Source organism: Sulfidibacter corallicola (assembly GCF_017498545.1).
Classification (GTDB): Bacteria; Acidobacteriota; Holophagae; order Acanthopleuribacterales; family Acanthopleuribacteraceae; genus Sulfidibacter; species Sulfidibacter corallicola.
In genome coordinates, this window is record NZ_CP071793.1 from 6,733,856 (window position 1) to 6,752,341 (window position 18,486).

Consider the following 18,486-nt stretch of genomic DNA (forward strand, 5'->3'; position numbering starts at 1 on the left):
CGGATCGCGGGCCGGAGCGAGGCTGGCTCCGGGCGCCGAAAAACCGAGGATTCGGGAACCCTTCGAAGAGGTGTCGAACCGTTTTCCGTGGTTAGGCCTGGAAGGGGGCGGCCCCTCGGGACCACCCCGCAAGGGTTACCAGGGAATTCGGTCGCCGTTGTAATTGAAAAAGGCGCCCGCTTCGTTCGGGCCGACCTCGGCCAGGGTGGACCGCATGCCGGACACCGAGGTGAGGGTGTCGATCAACGCGTTCGGACCGCCCATGTCGGTCTTGACCCAACCGGGATGCAGCAGCACGCAGGTCAGGCCGCGTGGGGCGAGGTCGATGCTCATCGATTTCACGATCATGTTGAGTGCGGCCTTGCTGGAGCGATACACGTAGGCGCCGCCGCTGGTATTGTCGGTGATCGAACCCATTTTGCTGGTCACGAAGGCCAAGGTGCCGCCATGGTTCATGCGATCGACGAAGGCCAGGGCCACGCGGAAGGGGGCCAGCGTGTTGGTGCGCAGCACCTCTTCCCAGGCCTCGTAGTTCGTGGGGCCGAATCCCGTGCGGGGGCCGTAGACACCGGCATTGTTGATCAACAGGTCGATGCGCTCGTTCTGCCAGCGCTCGGCCAGCGCGTCCACCGATTCTTGGCTGCACACGTCCAGCGCCCCGATTTCCAGTGAGCCGCTCGATGCCAGTGTCTTCAGATCTTCGGCCGCCTCGGGATTCCGGCAGGTCGCCAAAACGCGGTTCCCCTCGCTCAAATACTGTCGGACGAACTCCAAACCTATGCCGCGGTTGGCGCCGGTGATCAGAATGGTCTTCATGGATGCTCCCTTGTATGTCGTTCTGTGGTGCTTTGCCGATGCGCTCGGCCCCTCGGCGTCGGAAGTGCGGTTCGGGAACGAGGCGTGTCACCTCGGCCCTGGATGGGAACCCGCCAAACCGCTCGTTTCGAGGGCGATACCCGACGCTCGGCTCGATGCGTGTTTCGGGTCATGTTCAGGTTCGCGAGTATGCTACCCCTGTGCGAGGCATGCCGCCAAACGCGTCACCCATTTATTCGATCGCGACATCTCGTTTCGCCTTGGGGCGCTTGGATCGAATCGAGACGTAGGCCCCTGTCAGCATCAGGGCGATGTTCAGGATACTGATGACGGTCGCCACCACCACGAATATCGCGAACGGCACCGTCTCGGGGCCGCTCCACAGCATACCGGCCACCATGCGGGCATCGGAGTAACCGCCGTTGGAAAGCACCCGGTAGGTGAAGATGTAGCTGTTGGAGCTGAATCCCGCCAGGCACATGATGACGCCGAGGAATTGAAGGTAGCGTCGTTGGATCCGTTCGGACAGAAAACAGATTTTTACCGTTAGAAGCAGGCCGATCGTGGGGATGATCAAACTGCTCAAGTAGGAAAAGCGCCATTGGTCGATCAACGGAGCCGAAGGTTGAAGGATCGCGATGAACATCGGTTTGATCATGAAAAACATGCCGGCGACTTGCAGAAAACAGAGCACGGCGAGAACGGGGCGCGACCTTTTGACGCGGGTGGAGAGGTACATCAACAGGGCACCGGCCATGGCCGGTCCCAGCAGTCCGCCCAACAGGACGAACAGCGGCCAGCCGCCCGAAGTGATGGCCGCGCCGCCGCGCATCATCTCGATCTGGAGCCAGTGAAAGTGGCCGCCCGTAAAAATGGCGCCGAGTCCGTGGCCCATTTCGTGGACGAAGGTCCCCAGTTGGGAGATCGGCAACATGGCGATGTAGATCCACCGGCTGGAGGGTGGATAGATCAGGGGCATGACGAGCCAGAGGAATGCGAAGACCGAAATGAGGCCGATCAGGAACCTGGCGTCCGAATCGGTTTCCCGCGCGGGTGGGGAAGGGGTTTGGGTTTTCCATTCCATGTCCATGGTCGCGACTCCGTTTTTGATGAGGTGGCGAAAGGTGGCGCGCGAGGGGGCCAGCCGCTCGAATAGGAGATTGAATTTCGGGGTGGCACATTACCGCCGCGATCGCTTGACGTGGGCGGTCGTGGGAACGTTGCGACCGGGCTGCGGTTCAGATGGGGTCCATCAGGGCGATGGCGATGCCGGGTTGGGGTGCGGTGGTGCGGAAAAAGGCCAGCCCCTGTTGGGGTCCTTGCAGGCAGGAGAGCTGGTCAGCACGAAGGTCGGCGGGCGCCCTGACGAAGGAAACGGGATGTTCGTCGCGTTCCCAGCTCGTGCCGTCGCGGGATCGGGCGGCCAGGATCGAGCCGGCGCCGTCGAGGTGCCGTGCGGAAGCCCACATGTGCCAAAAGCCTTGCGTACGGATCACCCACGGCCGGTAGAGGCCCATTTCGCGGTCTTTCCGGGGGCCCAGGCACAGGTGGCCTTGTGCCGGCCAGGACAGACCGTCCTTGCTGGTCATGTGAAAAATCCTGCCGCAGGGTGCTTCGCGGCCCTCGACCTGTTGCCACTGGCCCGCACCCACGTACCACATGTGGAAGGTGCCGTCCCGTTCGGTGACGCAGGCCTGACCGCGCACGAACAGGCTCTGATCGGTTCGATCGCAAATCGGCGTATGGGAAGCGCGCCGGAAATGCACGTCGTCGTGGCTGTGAGCCAGCCCGACGTACTCCACGTAAGGCCGTCCGACGACCTTCTGGCGACCCGAATAGTACAGACGCAGGCTTTCGCTGCACGGTAACGGACTGGCCGGAAGGACCGAGTCGGCGTCGAAGGTGCCGGCCTGACCGTGTTCCAGACAATACACCGCCTGGGTGGTGGCGTGGGTGGGACGGCTTGGATGCACGTCCAGGTAGAAAATGAAATCCCGGCCGCGATCCGGGGCACCGAAAAACAGCCGCATGGAGCCGTTCTCGAGCATGGTCGCGGTAGGGAAGATGGCGTTCTGCAACAATCCACGAGTGCGCGGGTCGTCCGCCGTCAGGAGTCCCTGGTAGATAAAACGCAAACGATCCTCCCGGTGAGTGTCTTTGATGGAGATTGGGGTGGGAAGAGTCGAGGTCAGTCCATTTTAAGGAAACCCCGAGGGGAACGCCAGAGCCGGGACGGTTTGGGGCCGATGTACGCGATCGAACGACGCCATCGTCACCTTTCTCCGGTCCGTCGTTGTCCGGGTCCGGTCGCAGGTGTTAGGCTGGTGCCCATCCAGAAACAGCGATTTCTAGAAAGGTATGTTCCGAAAAGGCCCGAGATCCAATACAGCGTGGTTTCAACCGTCGGGAATCGAAATTCAGCCGTTGCACCGAAAACGAATGTCGAGGCCCGATCCCGCGCCATTGGAGCGGATCGTTCGTTAGCCACCCTGTTTTCGTTTCCGCATGGGCGTTAGACTGACTTCATTCGAACCACATGACGATCCTGAGCACGGAGACGGCGGCGTGTTCAGGACCCATCGAGCGAAAACTACCGTCTAGGTCCTCGATCGCACTTCAATTCCAAGGATGTCACATGGAAAAGCGAGCTTTCGGCAATACGGGTCTCGAAGTATCGGCGCTGGGCTTCGGGGCCGGCCTCATCGGTGGGGCGGATATGGATGAATCCAAGGTGGAGCGCCTGTTACACGCGGTCCTCGATTGCGGGATCAACCTCATCGACACCGCACGTGGTTACGGCAGTTCCGAAGAACGCATCGGTCGATACCTTTCGGGACGGCGCCACGATTTCGTGTTGTCGACGAAGGTCGGATACGGGGTTCCCGGCGTTCCGGACTGGACCTACGACTGCATCGTCGCGGGCGTGGATGCCGCGCTGAAACGGCTGCGGTGCGACACGATCGACATCGTGCACCTGCACACCTGCCCGACCGACGTGTTGCAGCGGGGTGACGTCATCGACGCGCTGGATCGCGTGCAGCGAGCCGGTAAGGTGCGCGTGGTGGCGTATGCCGGGGACAACGAAGCCCTGCGCTACGCGGTGGACAGCGGGCGATTCGGCAGCGTGATCGCCTCGGTCAACATCTGCGACCAGCGCTTCGTCAATCGGGGACTGCACGAAGCGAAGCGGCGCCACATGGGCGTGATCGCCAAGCGGCCGGTCGCCAATGCGCCCTGGCGCTTCGAGGAGCGTCCCGTCGGTCACTATTGCGAACCCTACTGGGAACGGCTGCAAACGATGAATCTGGCGTTCGATCTACCCTGGCAGGAGATCGCCCTGCGGTTTGCTGCCTATACCTTCGGGGTCGACAGTTGCATCGTCGGAACCACCAACGAGCACCATCTTCGCGACAATGCGGAGATCGTTTCCCGCGGCAAGTTGCCCGATGAGGTGGTCGACCGTTTGCGCTCGCGTTTCTTGGAGTGCGGTGCCGATTGGGAAAGTGAAATCTGACGCGGCTTTCCCGCCGGCACGGGGTTGGCCCCGCCAAAAAAAATGGCCCGACTCTCTTCGGGAGAGATTCGGGCCTGAATTAGGAAGGTTTGAGAAGACAGTTCTAGGCGAACGTTGGTGGGCGATCCCGAAGGGAGTCGCGGAGGAATGAGGCCTTGCGGCCGGGGTTAACGCGTGAGCCAGATGCGGCCCTTGATTTCGGGCGAGTCGATGTTGATCAGCTCTTTGCCGACCATGCCTTTCAAGCTTTCCACGACCCGGTCGTAGTCGATGTCACCACCGCCGGCGAGCAATGCTTCGCACAGCTCCAGGGGAATCTTGACGTTGAGGTCGTTGATTTCTTCGTTCTCGACGTGAACCAAAAAGTAGGTTTCGTCGGTTTTGACGGTGACCTTGCCGTCCTTGCTGTCGATTTCCACGAAATTGGTGGGGCCGGCTTCCTTGATGGCTTTCCAGAGGGCCGCGACATCGATGCCGTGGTCACCGTGTTGCACTTCTGCAAGTGCTTCTTCGATCTTGGGCTTGATACTTTCGATGAAATCCAGCGGCAGGCTCATTTGCATCTTTCCGCCGTCCTGGCCGAAGTGGGTGAAATCCACATTGATCATGTAGGGTGCGTCGTCGTTTTGCGCGAAGGCACCCATTGCAAACAGCAACATACCCATAGTCGTTGCGATCAGCTTTTTGCTCATTTGTTCCTCCACTGTGAACTTGTTTCAACTTGCCCGAACAAACGGGAATGTCCTGGTGGGGTTTAGCAAGTTTTCATTTTTTCTTTTTTGACGGACGAAGCCCTCGCAGTAAGGGGCGCGGGACCTCGGGCGAGGACGGTCGCCGAAGGTGTGCCTCCCGTGGTGTGGCGATGCCCGGACGGTGGTCCGCGTGGTGGTGCTGGTGCCGATTCCGCGTGGTGGCGCTGGCGCCGATTCAATGTACGCGCGCGAGTCGTGTCACGACCGTCGCTTTTCCGACGAGGGGCCCAGGCCTGATTTGCGACGACGGAACGGGTCGCGGCGATTTTTTTCTGGATTTTCGATGAGACTCGCGCTATTCCTTTGACGAAGAACCCGGACGAAATCCATGGGAATGTTTCCGATTGGAACCCTTTACCCTAAACTCTTTGGTTACGACCTTTCGTCCTATACCCTAGTGAATTCCAACCTTTCTGCAACCAACGTTTGTGACATTTTGAAAAGGGTGTTTCCATGATTGTTTCGCTGCTTTTGTATAGTCTTTTCGCCAGTCCGAAAAGCGTCGTATTGACCCCCGAAGTTCCGCTGGCCGCGCTTCCCGACGATGCGGCGGAGTTCATTCGGGTGCCCTGGGACGGCACCATCGACGAAAAGGGCAATGTGTATCTGCTGGATCTCGCGGCCCACACCGTCTTCATGTGGGATGCCTCGGGCACCTACAAGGGCAATTTCGGCAAACAGGGCCAGGGCCCGGGCGAGTTGATGCTGGGCGGCCAGAATGGCGGTCCCCAAGCCAGCATCAACGTGGTCGGCGACGAAGTCATCGTTTACGACGGCGGCCTGCGCCTTGTCAATCGCTACAAGAAGGACGGCACCTTCATTCGGGCCGAGAGCTTCAAGTTGCCCAACGGGCGCACCGAAGCTTTTCGCATATTGGACGACGGCAACTTCCTCATTCACCACCGTCTCTTCAACACCGAGCCGCCGCTTTCGGAGATCGGCATTTTCAAGCCCGACGGCAGCCAGCTCAAAAGCCTGTTCAAGGCGCCGGACACTTCCTGGCGCATGCGTTCCGACAACAAGCGCGGTGTGGTCATCATCGGTTACAGCGAGGGATCGGTGCTGCACTACGACCAATCCCGAGATCGCATTCTCCTGGCCGGTGATACCGCCCCCGAGTTCCAGGTTTTCTCCCAGGACGGCAAGGAACTCGAGAAAGTGACGATGAAAATCCCCCGCGTCGATGTGAGTCAGGCCGACAAGGATGCTTTCAACGAACAGGGCTGGATCAAGAACAACGATTTCCTGACCGCCGATTTCCCCGAAAAGCATCCCTACTTTTCCATGTTGTTTCCCGACGGGGACCGGGGATACCTCGTGACGCGGGTGATCGCCTATTACAACGATCTCCACGGGTACTATGTGGATGCCAAGGGTCGAACCCTGGGTCGCCTCAAGTACCGCTTGGGCGAAGGTGGTGCCATCTTCGGTGCCAACGGCCGAATCCTGGTGGTGGAAACCGATGAAGAAGGCGAATACAACCTGTTCATCTCCAAAGTCGAGCTGCAGAATCGAAGCTGAAGCGGCGACTCGAGATCGGGAGGCGGCATGATCGATCATGCCGCCTCGGGTTCGAGGTTGGGCATCGCGGTAGGGGAAGGGCGAGTTGCGCCAGGGTGATTTCGAAGTGGGCTCAGGCACTCGTGAGGCTGGTTCGATAGGCCCGTTCCAGCAGGGCTTTGCGGAATTCCTGGAACTCCTGCTGGGTAATTCGCTTTTCCTCGTAGAGATTGGTCAAGTCGCGCAATTCCCGATAGATATCGTACTGCTGAATATTGGTGACCCGCTTGGCGGCAGCCTTGGCGATCGCCTGGCTGATGTCCTGCGGCATGTCCTCCATATCCGGTTCGTATTGCTTGAGGAGGGTTCTTAGGCGTGCGATTTCGTGGCGTAACGCCAGAACTTCCGCATCGTATTCTTCGAGCTTGGTTTTGTTCAGCACCAATTCCTGTTTCAGGTCGTGCTTTTCGCGCAGGTGAAGAAACCGCTCCGTGCAGTTGTTGAGCATCAGGTTCAGTTCTTCGGGGCGAAAAGGCTTGTGAATGTAGTCGTAGACCCCGTACTTGATCGCATCCATCAGGATTTGCTGGTCGCCGAAACTGGCGACGAGAATCACTTTGGTATCCGGTGATTTGGCCTTTGCCATGCGCAACAGGTCGACGCCGGTGATGCCCGGCATGACCAGATCCGTGAGGATGATGTGGTAGGGAGCGTTGTTCTGGATTTTTTCGCTGGCCTTCGCCGGTTGATCCACGACTTCGGTTTCCAGGTGGCGGTGGTGGCGGGCAATCGCTTTCATGGTTTTGAGGATTGCTGGGTCGTCATCGACGATTAGGAGTCGAAATTTGCCTTCCATGGCGGGACTTCCTTGGTTTTCTTGCCGAACTTATCGTGCTGGTTTCGCCCTTCCTTGAATGGGTTCTTTGAAAAAGAGAGGAAAACGAGGTTCGGCGCGAATTTCAGCGGCTGCGTATGTCGGCGAAATTTAACTTGGTTCGAGCTGATCTTTGCGAACCGAGAAAACCCCGAAGTGTGAGGGGGTGACGTATGATCTTATAAAAGATCGGCTTAGGCTAGGGGAGAGATGTGAATTCCAGAAATCTTTCAGAGCGAAGGCCTCGTGGCGCGAGCCCTGGCGAAGCACCGCGGCTCAGAAAAAGTTTTGTGTGAAATAAACGCCGCCTTCCTGATCGGAGATCGCCAAACCGACCCCGGATTTTCGATAATCGCGGTTGAGAATGTTTTCGCGGTGTCCCTTGCTATTCATCCAACCCTGAATGGCGCGCTCCACCAGTCCGGCCTGGGTGTGCCACCGATGGGTGATGGTCTTCTCCCCTCGATCGTAAACCACACCGCGACCGGCGGAAACGCTGATCATGAAAATGTTCTCACCGAGGCCTTCGACGAAACGCCCGCGACCGACTTTTTTTCGGGTGGGAAAGCCGTGGCGCATAGCCCGTTGGGTAGGGTTCTCGCCGCGCGGATTGACGTGGTTGAAAAAGGTGTGATCCGCCATGTCGCGACTGTGTTCCCGCGCGATTTCGCTCAGTTTCCGCTCCCATTTCAGCAGGGGTAGGCCTCGTTCCTCGCGGATTCGATTCACTTCTTCGTGGATGCGCTTTTCCATGGCGGCCAGGTCGAGGTCCGGGCGCGCCTCCCGATTGAGTTCGACCACCTCGTAGAGCCGCTCCATTTGGTCTTCCAATTGGGGATGGCGGTTCTGGAGGTCGGGTTCGGAAAGCCAATGACGATAACCCTTTTTCAGGGCCAGGCTCAGTGCCGATTCGCCCGCGCTGTTGCGGTGGCTCAGCGAATCGCTGTGCGTGGCGAGGGTCGTGAAGGTCTCGCGAAAGCCGCCCTCGATGGCGAGAATCAGTGCGTTATTGCCGTACTGATCGGAAAGTCGCGGATCGGCGCCCTGTTCGAGTAGGTAGGTCACCATTTCGGTGTTGCCCTTGTGGGCCGCCACCAAAAGCGGCGTGCGGAGCTTTTCGGAAACGGCGTCCACCCGGGCCTTGCCGTGAATCAACAGTTGGGCGACGCCGAGATGGTTGGCGGAAGCGGCCCAGTGGAGCGGCGTTCGGCGATAGCTACCGTACTTGTCGGGGTCGGCACCCGCTTCCAGCAGGGCCTGAACGATATCGGCCTGGCCTTGGGAGGCGGCCCAAATCAGCGCCGTATCGCCGAAACGGTTGACGGCGTTTGGGTCGGCACCCCTGCGCAGGAGTTTGTAGACCTGTGCGTGGGCGTTGGCTTGCAAGGCCTCCAACAGTCGGTCGTCCAAGGCCTCGCCGCTATGGCGCGGGGCACTCGAACGCCGATCGTTGCCGGTCTGGGGTTGGTGGGATTGCTGGCAGGCGAACGTCAACATCACGAGCGCCCAGAACGGGAACCGTGAAAGTTTGTCGATCTGAAAAAGCCTGCGCACCCCTGACTGAACCACGAACCGCCGAACCCCTTTTTCGAATTGATCGCACCGCCCGGTTCGAGCCCTGAACGGCACGGCCCTTCTCTTTAAATGGTTACGCGGGAGAGGCCGTTTTCCCCGTTTCTTTTTTGATTTTACCTCGTTGCGCCCGGTTCCCCTCACGGGCTTGCCTGAAAACTTCCATTCCCCTGGTTTTATGAGAGAATAGCCCAATGATTCAAAGTCACAGCCCCATCCGAAAGCGTTCACCCGAACGCGTGATGGCTTGTCGGCTGGGCGAAATCGATTGTGGAAGGTGAATTCATGGGCGATCGCATCAAGGTAGGCGTCATCGGCGTCGGCGCGTTGGGGCGCCATCACGCGCGGCTTTACAAACAGATCGACGAATGTGAGCTGGTCGGCGTATACGACCTGAACCAGGCCCAGGCGGAGAAGATCGCCGAGGAAGTGGGAACGCGCGTGTACGCGGATCCCTCGGTTCTCGCCGACGAGGTGGAAGGCCTCAGCATCGCCGTGCCCACCAACCACCACTTCGAGGTGGCGATGTCGATGCTCGAAATGGGCAAGCACCTGCTCATCGAAAAGCCGATCACCCAAACGATCGAGGAAGCCGAGTCCCTGCTCAAGGCGGCGGACGAGCGGAAACGAATCATCCAGGTTGGCCATGTGGAACGCTTCAATCCGGTCATCAGTTACCTGGAGGAAAAGATCAACAATCCGCGTTTCATCGAGAGCCATCGCCTTTCGTCCTATCCGCCGCCGCGCCCCGGTTTACCGCCGCGTGGTACCGAAGTCGGTGTGGTCCTCGATCTGATGATTCACGACATCGACATGGTCCTCAACCTGGTGAAAAGCCCCGTCAAGGAGATCGATGCGGTCGGGGTCCCGGTGTTGAGCCCCACGGAGGATATCGCCAACGCCCGCCTCAAATTCGAGAATGGCTGTGTGGCCAACCTGACGGCCAGCCGGGTCACGCCCGAGCCGCTGCGCAAAATTCGCCTGTTTCAGGGTGACTGCTACCTTTCACTGGACTACATGGCAAAAACTGGCGAGATCTATGTCAAACGAGACAAGGGCATCACGCGCGAGGCCGTGCCGGTGAACGACCACAACGCCCTGCTCAAACAACTCGAGGATTTCGTCTCCTGCATCACCACCCTGCGCGATGAAGGCGTGATGCCGAAGCCGCGGGTTTCGGGAGAACACGGGATGCGTGCCCTGGAAATCGCGGTGGAAATCAGCAAATTGTGTCAAAACGGATTCCTCTGAAGAAGCCGGCCCCTCGGATTCGATCGATCAGGGATCGGCGAAGCGAAACCGCGATTTGGAGCGCGATGCGAAGGTGAGGTTTCGCCTGGGGAACAGGGCCTCGGCTTCGCGCGCCACATACCGACCGCCGATACAGGGGCCGAATCGGATCCGCTTGCCGTCGTGGATCACCAGGCGGATGCCGGGAATGTCCTGCGTCTTGTCCAGCAGGCCCAATGGTTGGTCGGCGAAGACCGGTTGGCCTTGCCGAATCATCAATGTTTCCGGCATGATCGGGCCGACGCTGATGCGCAGGGTCTCGGTCTCGTCCACGAGGGTGACGAAACCCCGCTCGTCCACCGCCTGAACCGTGCCGGTCAGGGGTGAGAAGACCGCCTTGCCCTCGTGGGGGTCGCCGTAGAGGGCGGCCGCGCGCATGTTCTCCGATCGGGGTGAGTTCATCAGGTAGTAGACCTCGGGTTTCCACCAGGTGTCGGTCCACAAAACGGCGCGCTCGTAGACGGGCACCTGGAGCGCGGGTCCGGTGTTGGGCAGCAGCAGGCCGCGCGCCCACGGAAGCGACAGCAGAACCGAGAACGCGGCCGACATGATTTGGTGGCGCACGCCGCCTTTGGATTTCAGACCGAAGAAATAGAGGAAATCCAGCACCATGCCCAAAAGGACCAGTGCCTCCACGACCAACACCAAATCCGGGTGGCAGCGCCAGGGAGGCATGCCTTCCTGAAGAAACAACAGCAGGGGAAACCAGAGCCCGTAGGTGTAGAACCAGCGGCGGTCCTCTCGGATGCCGCGTGCCGTTCGAATCAACCGCACCAGGCGCAGGGGGAGGTAGATCGTCAAGGCCGCCAACAGGAACCAAAGCAAGCCGTTGTGGAAGGTCAAGGTCGTGATGGCGATCATGCTGTTCGGTTCTCCTCGGTCGTGGGGAAAATGTGAGGTCGTTGCGCCGGAACCGAGGGCGGAACCCCATTCCGGCGGGAGCGCCATGTCGCTCGCCGCGCGTCAACCATAGCTCGGCTCGACCTAAAGAACAATCGATCTCGTGCTCGGTGGGTCACCGGACGCCGTGTAAATTTTCGACATCGTCGGCGATCGAAGAACCCGGGCGCATCCACCAACGTCGGGATGTTGACGCAAACGACACTAAAGCATGCACTTTTGCGCCTCGATAAGAAAGAAAATGATGTTTGAATCGACACTCTATCAGATGTCGGCGGCGAATTTGAGTTCGGACGAGACGCTTCATCACCTTTTTCGAGTGTGGTCCGGGTCGGTACCCGGCTGGGAGCTTGGCCCGCGGATCACAAGGCACAGTGGAGATCGGGACCTATGGCAATTGGCGATTCTTTTTGGATGCGCTTGTATCGAATTTCGACGTATCTGCTCATTTCATTCAGTGTGTTGGTGCTGGTCACCTCCTCTTATTCACTGACCTTCGTCACATCGATCGGTTTGGCGCTCGTCCTGCTCGCCAGTTTGATCCCGCCCGAACAACGGGTCGTCATCACCACCGCGGGCTTGGAACTGACGAGTTGGCGTTACGCCACCTCGCTCGCCTGGGCCGAATGCGTCGAGGCCGAGGTTCGTTCCGGCTGGACGCTGCACCTGCAGACCGGCAGATGGGTTCGACTGGAACGACGCGCCTTTTCCTGGCACAACTGGCGCAAATTGAACGCCGAGGTGCGCCGCCAATTGGGACGCCACCAGGTGCCGATCAAGGGGAATCCGAAACGCGATGCCCGCCATCAGCTTTGGATCGGCTTGGGCATCGTGGCCGGACTGGCGTTGGGCTCGCTGTTCTTTGTTGGCAAACACGCCTTGTTGAACCACTCCGCCAAGTTCGGAACCCAGGACCGCGTTCGGTTTTGGTTGGCGTTGGGTGCCGATCCCAATCACCCCGTGGGTCAGGCGCGCAAGACGACCGCGCTGGGCGAGGCGATATTTCACGAGCACCTGAACGTGGCGCGCATCCTTCTCGAAGCGGGCGCCGATGTGAAGCGCCCGGCCTACCGCAGTGAAACCCCGATGGAGCTGGCCTGCCGATTGGAGTATGCGGACATGGTCCTCCTGCTCGAAGAGTTCGGTTCCGAAGGAAGTTGTACCGAGCTTTCGCGGGTGGATTCGGACAGTGACGTCAGCCCGTGAGTTGATGCCGATGGGCCGGCGAACGTCGTAACTCGTGGGCTACGGCCTGTTTTGGCGCAAGAGGAATTCCTGGAAGGCCGCCATCATTTCGGGCGAGATCTCCATCATGGTCTCCTGGGCCGTCTCCTTCTTGATTTCGAACTCGGCCAATGCATTGCGGAGTTTGGTGGCTTCACTCGACAGTTCTTGACTGGATGCGGCACTTTGTTCCGCGCTGGCGGTGTTCTGTTGGGTGACTTGATCCAATTGGCCCAGTGAGGCGTTGACCTGTTCGATGCCCTGAGCCTGCTCCTTGCTGGCGTTGGTGATTTCAGTGATCAGGTGCGTCACCTTGGATATGATGACCACCATACCTTGAAGCGCCTCTGCCGTTTCGTCGGCGATACCCGTGCCGAGATCGACTCTGCCGATCGATTCTTCGATGAGAGCGGTCGTGTCCTTGGCGGCGTTGGCGCTGCGAGCGGCCAGGTTGCGAACTTCCTCGGCGACAACGGCGAAACCCTTGCCGTGGACCCCTGCACGTGCGGCCTCGACCGCAGCGTTCAACGCCAGCAAATTGGTTTGAAAGGCAATTTCGTCGATGACCTTGATGATTTTGGAAATGTTCTTGCTGGAATCGTTGATTTCTTTCATGCTCTCGAGCATTTTCTTCATGCGGTCGTTGCAGGATTCAGCGCTGCCCCGAGCCTGTTGGGCCAGTTGGTTGGCCGAGGACGCGTTCTCCGCGTTTTGCCGGGTCTGGGACCCCATCTCGGTCATCGACGCGGTGATTTGCTCGAGAGCCGCTGCCTGTTCGGTGGCGGCCTGGGAAAGGGATTGGCTCGCATCCGCGACTTGGGAGGACCGGAGTTGAACCGTTCCGGAGGTGTCGTCCACCCGACCCAGGGTCTGGTTCAACGCGTCGAGCGACCGGTTCAAGGCGTTTTTCAACTTGGCGTGGTCTCCGAGGTATTCGCCGGTCACGTAGGCGGTCAGGTCACCCTGTGAAATGCTGTCAAGGCAATGGTGCAGTTCTTCGATCGGCGCCACGATCAGGTCGATCATTTCATTGATGCCTTTCATGATGGGTTGGTACTCCGGATGAAGATCTTCCCAATGGCCGCGTTCCGAGAGGTGCCCCGATTTCAGCGCGGTGATGAGTTCGGTGACTTTCTGGTCGTATTGGGTCTGTGCCTGTTTGCGCTCCGTGATGTCGGAGGCGAACTTGACCACCTTGACCGGCTTGCCGTCGATGACGATCGGGTTGTAGGTGGCCTGCAGCCAAACACGATCACCGCGCTTGGTGACGCGTTCGATTTCACCCGCGTGGTATTTACCTTGATTCAGGAGGGCCCAGAACTGGCGGTACTGATCCGATGTGGCCGTCTCGAGGTCCACGAAGATCTTGTGGTGTTTTCCGACGATTTCGGCGGCGGAATAACCCATGGTCGTAAGGAAGTTGTCGTTGGCCTTGATGATGGTGCCGTCCATCTCGAATTCGATCACCGCCTGGGATCGACCGACCGCTTGGATTTGACCCTCGTAATCCGCATTGCGTAACCGTTCTTCGGTGATGTCGGAGGCGAATTTGACGACTTTCTCGACCTTGCCGTCCAAAATGATGGGATTGTAGTCGGCCTTCAACCACACTTCCCGCCCATCTTTGGCAAAGCGTTGAAACATACCCGAGATCGTTTCACCCCTGTTCAGTTGTCTCCAAAATTCCGTATAACCGGAACTCGATGCTTCTTCTGGACTCGCGAACATACGGTGATGTCGCCCCTCGATCTCGCTCAGCTTGTAACCCATGGTGGCACAGAAATTATCGTTGGCCTTGATGATGGTGCCGTCCAGATTGAACTCGATGACCGCCTGTGCGCGATCGATGGCTTTGAGCTGCCCTTCGTAATTGGCGTTGCGCATGCGTTCTTCGGTGATGTCGGAGGCGAACTTGACGACCTTGACCCTCTCGCCGTCGAGGAGGATGGGGTTGTAATCGGCGCGGAGCCAGACTTCGCGGCCGTCTTTGGCCACCCGCTGGAAGATTCCGGATTGTGCTTCGCCGCGGGCAAGGCGTTGCCAGAACTCGGTGTAGGCGGCGCTTCCGGCTTCTTCCGGGGCGACGAAAAGCCGGTGATGCTTGCCGGTGATCTCCTCGAGCGGGTACCCCATCGTTGTGCAGAAATTGTCGTTGGCCTTGATGATGGTACCGTCCAGATTGAACTCGATGACCGCCTGTGCGCGATCGATGGCCTGGAGCTGGCTTGCGAAATCCGCCTGAGTCAACTTTTGTTGGGTGATGTCGAAGGCACATTTGATGACCTTGACGAGTACTCCATTTACGAGGATTGGGTTGTAAGCCGCCTGAAGCCAGATTTGATTGCCCTGTTTTCCGAGGCGCTTGAATTCACCTGAGAGGGGCTTGCCCTTGTTCAGGTTCTCCCAAAACCGTTTGTAGGCCGCGCTCGAGGCTTCCTTCTTGGGGACGAAGATTCGGTGGTGTTTACCGACGATCTCTTTTGCCGAATATCCGACGACCTTACAGAAATTGTCGTTCGCTTTGAGAATGGTTCCATCCGGTGCGAACTCGATGACGGCCTGAACGAGGTTGAGGGCGCCCCAAACGGCCTCCATCTCGGCTATGGCTTCTGGATCCGGGGAAGCGGTGTCTCGTGCTTGGTTCTCATCATATCTGTCGTTCATCTTCCCCTCTCCCTCTGTGTGAGCCTCTTCAATGGGTTCGAAACTGGCTTCGCTGAAATTCGACCCGCATCGTGGCAGGTCGTCGGCGCTGCAGAGTTCCCCATCTCGCTCGAATTTTTCGGCATCGGTTATTGAAGTATTGGGCATTTCGCTAAAAAAACTTTAAAAACCCGAGGGGCCGGCGTGGGTTTTTTGGATTGGGGAACGCCTATTGACAATGAAAAAGGGAGCAATTGTGAGGATTTGGAATGGCCTTGTTTCGTTGGAGGTGTGCCAAATTACACGATTGTAAAACTCATGCAAAACATCTGAAAATTTCTGGTTGACATAGACAAGCCTTCAAGGCTAGATTCTTACACACCGGGCGAGGCCATCGTGATCATTGAGGTTGAGGGATCACGATCCGTCGTTCCGATTGTCTATGACATGTTTTTTGTCGATCTTTAGCTGAGGTATTTTTCGAGGTAGGTTTCCCAGGATGAAACGTCACTGATTAGGGGAATGTGATCGTTTCTGACGGAATCGTTATCTCTCGGTTCGCATATCACCCACCTTTTCGCGATGACCGCGCTGGCAATTCGATCGGTCCGCCCGGGTGTTCAAGGAGTGCATAGAACGAGGCAATTGAATCCACATCGTCCTGGTTCTTCGTATTGTTGGAAATTCATGTCTTGGTGCAGTTCGCTTCAGTTGAGATCCGATTGCCGCCGTCGAGTTCGGGAATCCGTTCCCGGTGCAGGACTCGGCCCTGGTGATTGATTCCCGTGTGATCCAAAAAATAAACCCGATTTCGCCAGGAGGCGTCATCGGCGCCAAAGAGGACAATGATCGAAATATCCCATTGTCACCCTGACATCCCCTTGTGACTGCAGCCGTCCTACAAAGATCGCTCTGTACGGTTTCAGACAATTTCCGGTGTTGAACATGCCGTGAACGTCCATGTTGTCATACTAGATTTGCTCGATCCCAATCATGTGATCGAGGTAACTAGGTTTATATAGACGTATTGCGGATTGTCAAACCCAGTCATGGTCGCGTTACTAACGGAAGGTCCTTGTTCGAATCGGTCGAATACCGTTGAGTCACGGTATTCCCGGGGAACGGTGCACTCAGACAAGCGCATGAGCTGTTCGCTTGCCTGATGGTATCGAACACCCCGGTGTTCCATCATCACCCGCGTCACGTCGGAACGGGTATCTACCTGGTTCGCCGTGCGATCGGTCTTCCCGTGCCTTCGGGAACGCCGATGCCCTTCCTTCACTGAATTTCGATTGCGGGCAATGTGGCCTGTCCACGATCCGCACGATCTCGGTCTGTTCGGCATTCATGGTCGGCGACCGTACTTTCATTCATTTCAAATCATCCTTGGTAACAGCTCTTTTTGGCTACCGGTGTTCGATCCGACACAAGTCGGCAACCGGTCGGCCACGTGAAAATGGAAAATAAACAATGGAGGAGATACCATGCAACGCGTAATGATTCGCGCCATTTTCCTTGTTCTACTGTCAGCCACCTGGCTTACCTCTCTGACCGCTGGTGAAATCGATCCCGCCGTCTTCCAGGCCTTCAAATCCAAAACCCGCGGTCTTGCCGCCAGTGACGACAACGCCGGTGTGCGCATCGTCGTTCACATGAAGAAGTCCGAGGCTCGCCAGGAAGCCGCAGAATCTCCCGAAGCGTTGGCAGATGATGTGTTTCGTGCTCAGTCCGAGTTGCTGCAGACGATGGAAGGGGCGGGTCTGATCGAGGCCAGCGCCCGCGGTGGCGGCTTGACCGCCAACCAGGCCTCTTTCAAAGTTGAATTGCTGTTGGATTACCAATATGCGGTTGCCGGTTATGCCGTCAACGAAGAAGCGGTGAAAAAACTGGCCGCCCTGGACGCGGTCGACCGCGTCGATCTGGACAACCTCAATGAAATGTTCACCGTCGAAGGTCGCGCACTGACCGGTTCCGACACCGCCGCCTCTCAAGGAAAGGCCGGCCAGGGTGTGGGTGTTGCGGTCATCGACAGCAACTTCGACCTGTTGCACTCCGAACTGGGCAGCTCCACCAACCTGCCCAACAGCGTCGTCAAGGGCGGTTACAACTTCTCCAGCGACAACAACTCGATTCACTCCCGCAACCTCAACGATTGCTACCACGGTACCGGTACGGCGTCCATCGTGCGTCGCTATGCGCCTTCCAGCCATATCTACGCCCTGGTCGTCTTCCCCAACGCCTACGATTCCGTCATCGCCAACGCCATCAACTGGTGTGTCACCAACCGCAACGGCGTCGGTGGCGGCAGCCCCATCAAAGTGATCAGCATGTCCTTGGGCGGCGGTCAGTATTCCAGCACCTGTAACTCCGGTTTGATGCACACCGCATCCGGCAACGCGCTGAGCAACGGCATCCTGGTCGTGGCCGCTTCCGGTAACGATGGCTGGGGAAGCTCCACCGCTTCTCCCTCCTGCTCCACCAACGTCATTTCCGTCGGTTCCGTTTGGGACGAAAACAACGCCACCTACTCTCCGTTCCCGCCGGCGTACTGCAACGATTCCAACCGTCAGGTCAACGAGCGGACCTGCTACTCCAACACCTCCTCCGTACTCGACATCTACGCGCCTTCCGAAGAAGTCATCTGCGCCCGCTGCGGCGGCGGCACCGCTCCCTTGGGCGGCACTTCCTCTGCCTGCCCCGCGGCTGCCGGCATGATCGCCCAGTTGCTGTCCCACGACGGCAGCTATGCCGGCAACAAGTCCAGTGTACTGAGCCTCTTCCAAAGCACCGGCACCAACGTCATCGGCGACAGCGGCAAGAAACGCATCGACATCTTGGCCGCGATCGGTGGTGGCACCGGCGGTGACGGTGGTGATGGCGGCGACGGTGGCGACGGTGGCGACGGCGGCACGACTTGCCAGGGCACCACCCACTCCGGTTCCCTGTCCGGCACCGGCGACTACGACTACCAGCCCAACGGCACCTACTACTATTCCGGTTCCGGCACCCACTCCGCCACCCTGAGTGGTCCTTCCAACGCCGATTTCGATCTGTACCTCTGGAAGTGGACCGGTCGTTGGACCGTCGTGGCTCGTTCCGAATCCGCAACCTCCAGTGAGTCCATCACCTACAACGGGTCTTCCGGCTACTACATGTGGCGGGTCTACTCGTACTCGGGCTCCGGCTCCTACGAGGTTTGTCTCCAACGTCCCTAGTTGATCCCATGCTGCAACCTTTGAGGTGAAACCCGCGGGAGAGACTCACACGGCTCTCGTGGTTTTCGCACTCGCTATAGGGCGGTCGTCTCCTTCGCGGAACGGCCGCCATTTTTCGTTTGGCCGGGGGCTTCGATCCAGAGGTGGGTCTTGCGCTCCGGAGAATTAATCGAGAATACGGGAAGC

The 18,486-nt window shown here is 58.5% G+C and carries 13 protein-coding genes; 5 read left to right on the forward strand and 8 right to left on the reverse strand.

Annotation, left to right across the window (positions count from 1 at the left end; all coding sequences use genetic code 11):
- Positions 1-135: 135 nt before the first annotated feature.
- The 3 genes from J3U87_RS20900 to J3U87_RS20910 form a co-directional block, all read right to left on the reverse strand.
- Entirely contained in the window at positions 136-816 is a 681-nt protein-coding gene (locus tag J3U87_RS20900) for an SDR family oxidoreductase (RefSeq protein WP_237377718.1), read from the reverse strand.
- A gap of 232 nt (positions 817-1,048) precedes the next feature.
- Positions 1,049-1,906, reverse strand: coding sequence for a M50 family metallopeptidase (locus tag J3U87_RS20905; protein WP_237377719.1), 858 nt, complete (start codon positions 1,904-1,906; stop codon positions 1,049-1,051).
- 148 nt (positions 1,907-2,054) lie between these two features.
- Complete coding sequence (locus J3U87_RS20910; RefSeq protein ID WP_237377720.1) at positions 2,055-2,951, reverse strand: glycoside hydrolase family protein; 897 nt, start codon at positions 2,949-2,951, stop codon at positions 2,055-2,057.
- Positions 2,952-3,451: 500 nt separating this feature from the next.
- Here J3U87_RS20910 and J3U87_RS20915 point away from each other — a divergent pair, with 500 nt between their 5' ends.
- Positions 3,452-4,330, forward strand: coding sequence for an aldo/keto reductase (locus J3U87_RS20915; protein WP_237377721.1), 879 nt, complete (start codon positions 3,452-3,454; stop codon positions 4,328-4,330).
- A 167-nt stretch (positions 4,331-4,497) separates the two neighbouring features.
- On the opposite strand, the gene J3U87_RS20920 is transcribed toward J3U87_RS20915, so the two are convergent.
- Entirely contained in the window at positions 4,498-5,022 is a 525-nt protein-coding gene (locus J3U87_RS20920; RefSeq protein ID WP_237377722.1) for a hypothetical protein, read from the reverse strand.
- Between the two features lie 513 nt (positions 5,023-5,535).
- On the opposite strand from J3U87_RS20920, the gene J3U87_RS20925 reads away from it, so the two are divergent.
- Complete coding sequence (locus tag J3U87_RS20925; RefSeq protein WP_237377723.1) at positions 5,536-6,603, forward strand: NHL repeat-containing protein; 1,068 nt, start codon at positions 5,536-5,538, stop codon at positions 6,601-6,603.
- A 112-nt stretch (positions 6,604-6,715) separates the two neighbouring features.
- On the opposite strand, the gene J3U87_RS20930 is transcribed toward J3U87_RS20925, so the two are convergent.
- Positions 6,716-7,438 carry a response regulator gene (locus tag J3U87_RS20930; RefSeq protein ID WP_237377724.1) on the reverse strand — a complete coding sequence of 241 codons (723 nt, stop codon included), beginning with the start codon at positions 7,436-7,438 and terminating at the stop codon, positions 6,716-6,718.
- Between the two features lie 294 nt (positions 7,439-7,732).
- Complete coding sequence (locus tag J3U87_RS20935) at positions 7,733-8,953, reverse strand: ankyrin repeat domain-containing protein (protein ID WP_237377725.1); 1,221 nt, start codon at positions 8,951-8,953, stop codon at positions 7,733-7,735.
- Positions 8,954-9,313: 360 nt separating this feature from the next.
- Between J3U87_RS20935 and J3U87_RS20940 the strand changes: the two genes are divergently transcribed.
- The gene (locus tag J3U87_RS20940; RefSeq protein WP_237377726.1) at positions 9,314-10,279 is read left to right on the forward strand and encodes a Gfo/Idh/MocA family protein; all 966 of its coding nucleotides are present in this window, start codon (positions 9,314-9,316) and stop codon (positions 10,277-10,279) included.
- A 27-nt stretch (positions 10,280-10,306) separates the two neighbouring features.
- On the opposite strand, the gene J3U87_RS20945 is transcribed toward J3U87_RS20940, so the two are convergent.
- Positions 10,307-11,179, reverse strand: coding sequence for a hypothetical protein (locus J3U87_RS20945; protein ID WP_237377727.1), 873 nt, complete (start codon positions 11,177-11,179; stop codon positions 10,307-10,309).
- A 459-nt stretch (positions 11,180-11,638) separates the two neighbouring features.
- On the opposite strand from J3U87_RS20945, the gene J3U87_RS20950 reads away from it, so the two are divergent.
- Positions 11,639-12,424 carry an ankyrin repeat domain-containing protein gene (locus J3U87_RS20950; protein WP_237377728.1) on the forward strand — a complete coding sequence of 262 codons (786 nt, stop codon included), beginning with the start codon at positions 11,639-11,641 and terminating at the stop codon, positions 12,422-12,424.
- Positions 12,425-12,463: 39 nt separating this feature from the next.
- On the opposite strand, the gene J3U87_RS20955 is transcribed toward J3U87_RS20950, so the two are convergent.
- Entirely contained in the window at positions 12,464-15,106 is a 2,643-nt protein-coding gene (locus J3U87_RS20955; protein ID WP_237377729.1) for a methyl-accepting chemotaxis protein, read from the reverse strand.
- A 1,463-nt stretch (positions 15,107-16,569) separates the two neighbouring features.
- On the opposite strand from J3U87_RS20955, the gene J3U87_RS20960 reads away from it, so the two are divergent.
- A complete protein-coding gene (locus J3U87_RS20960; RefSeq protein ID WP_237377730.1) occupies positions 16,570-18,300 on the forward strand; it encodes a S8 family peptidase in 1,731 nt (576 codons plus the stop codon).
- Positions 18,301-18,486 lie beyond the last annotated feature (186 nt).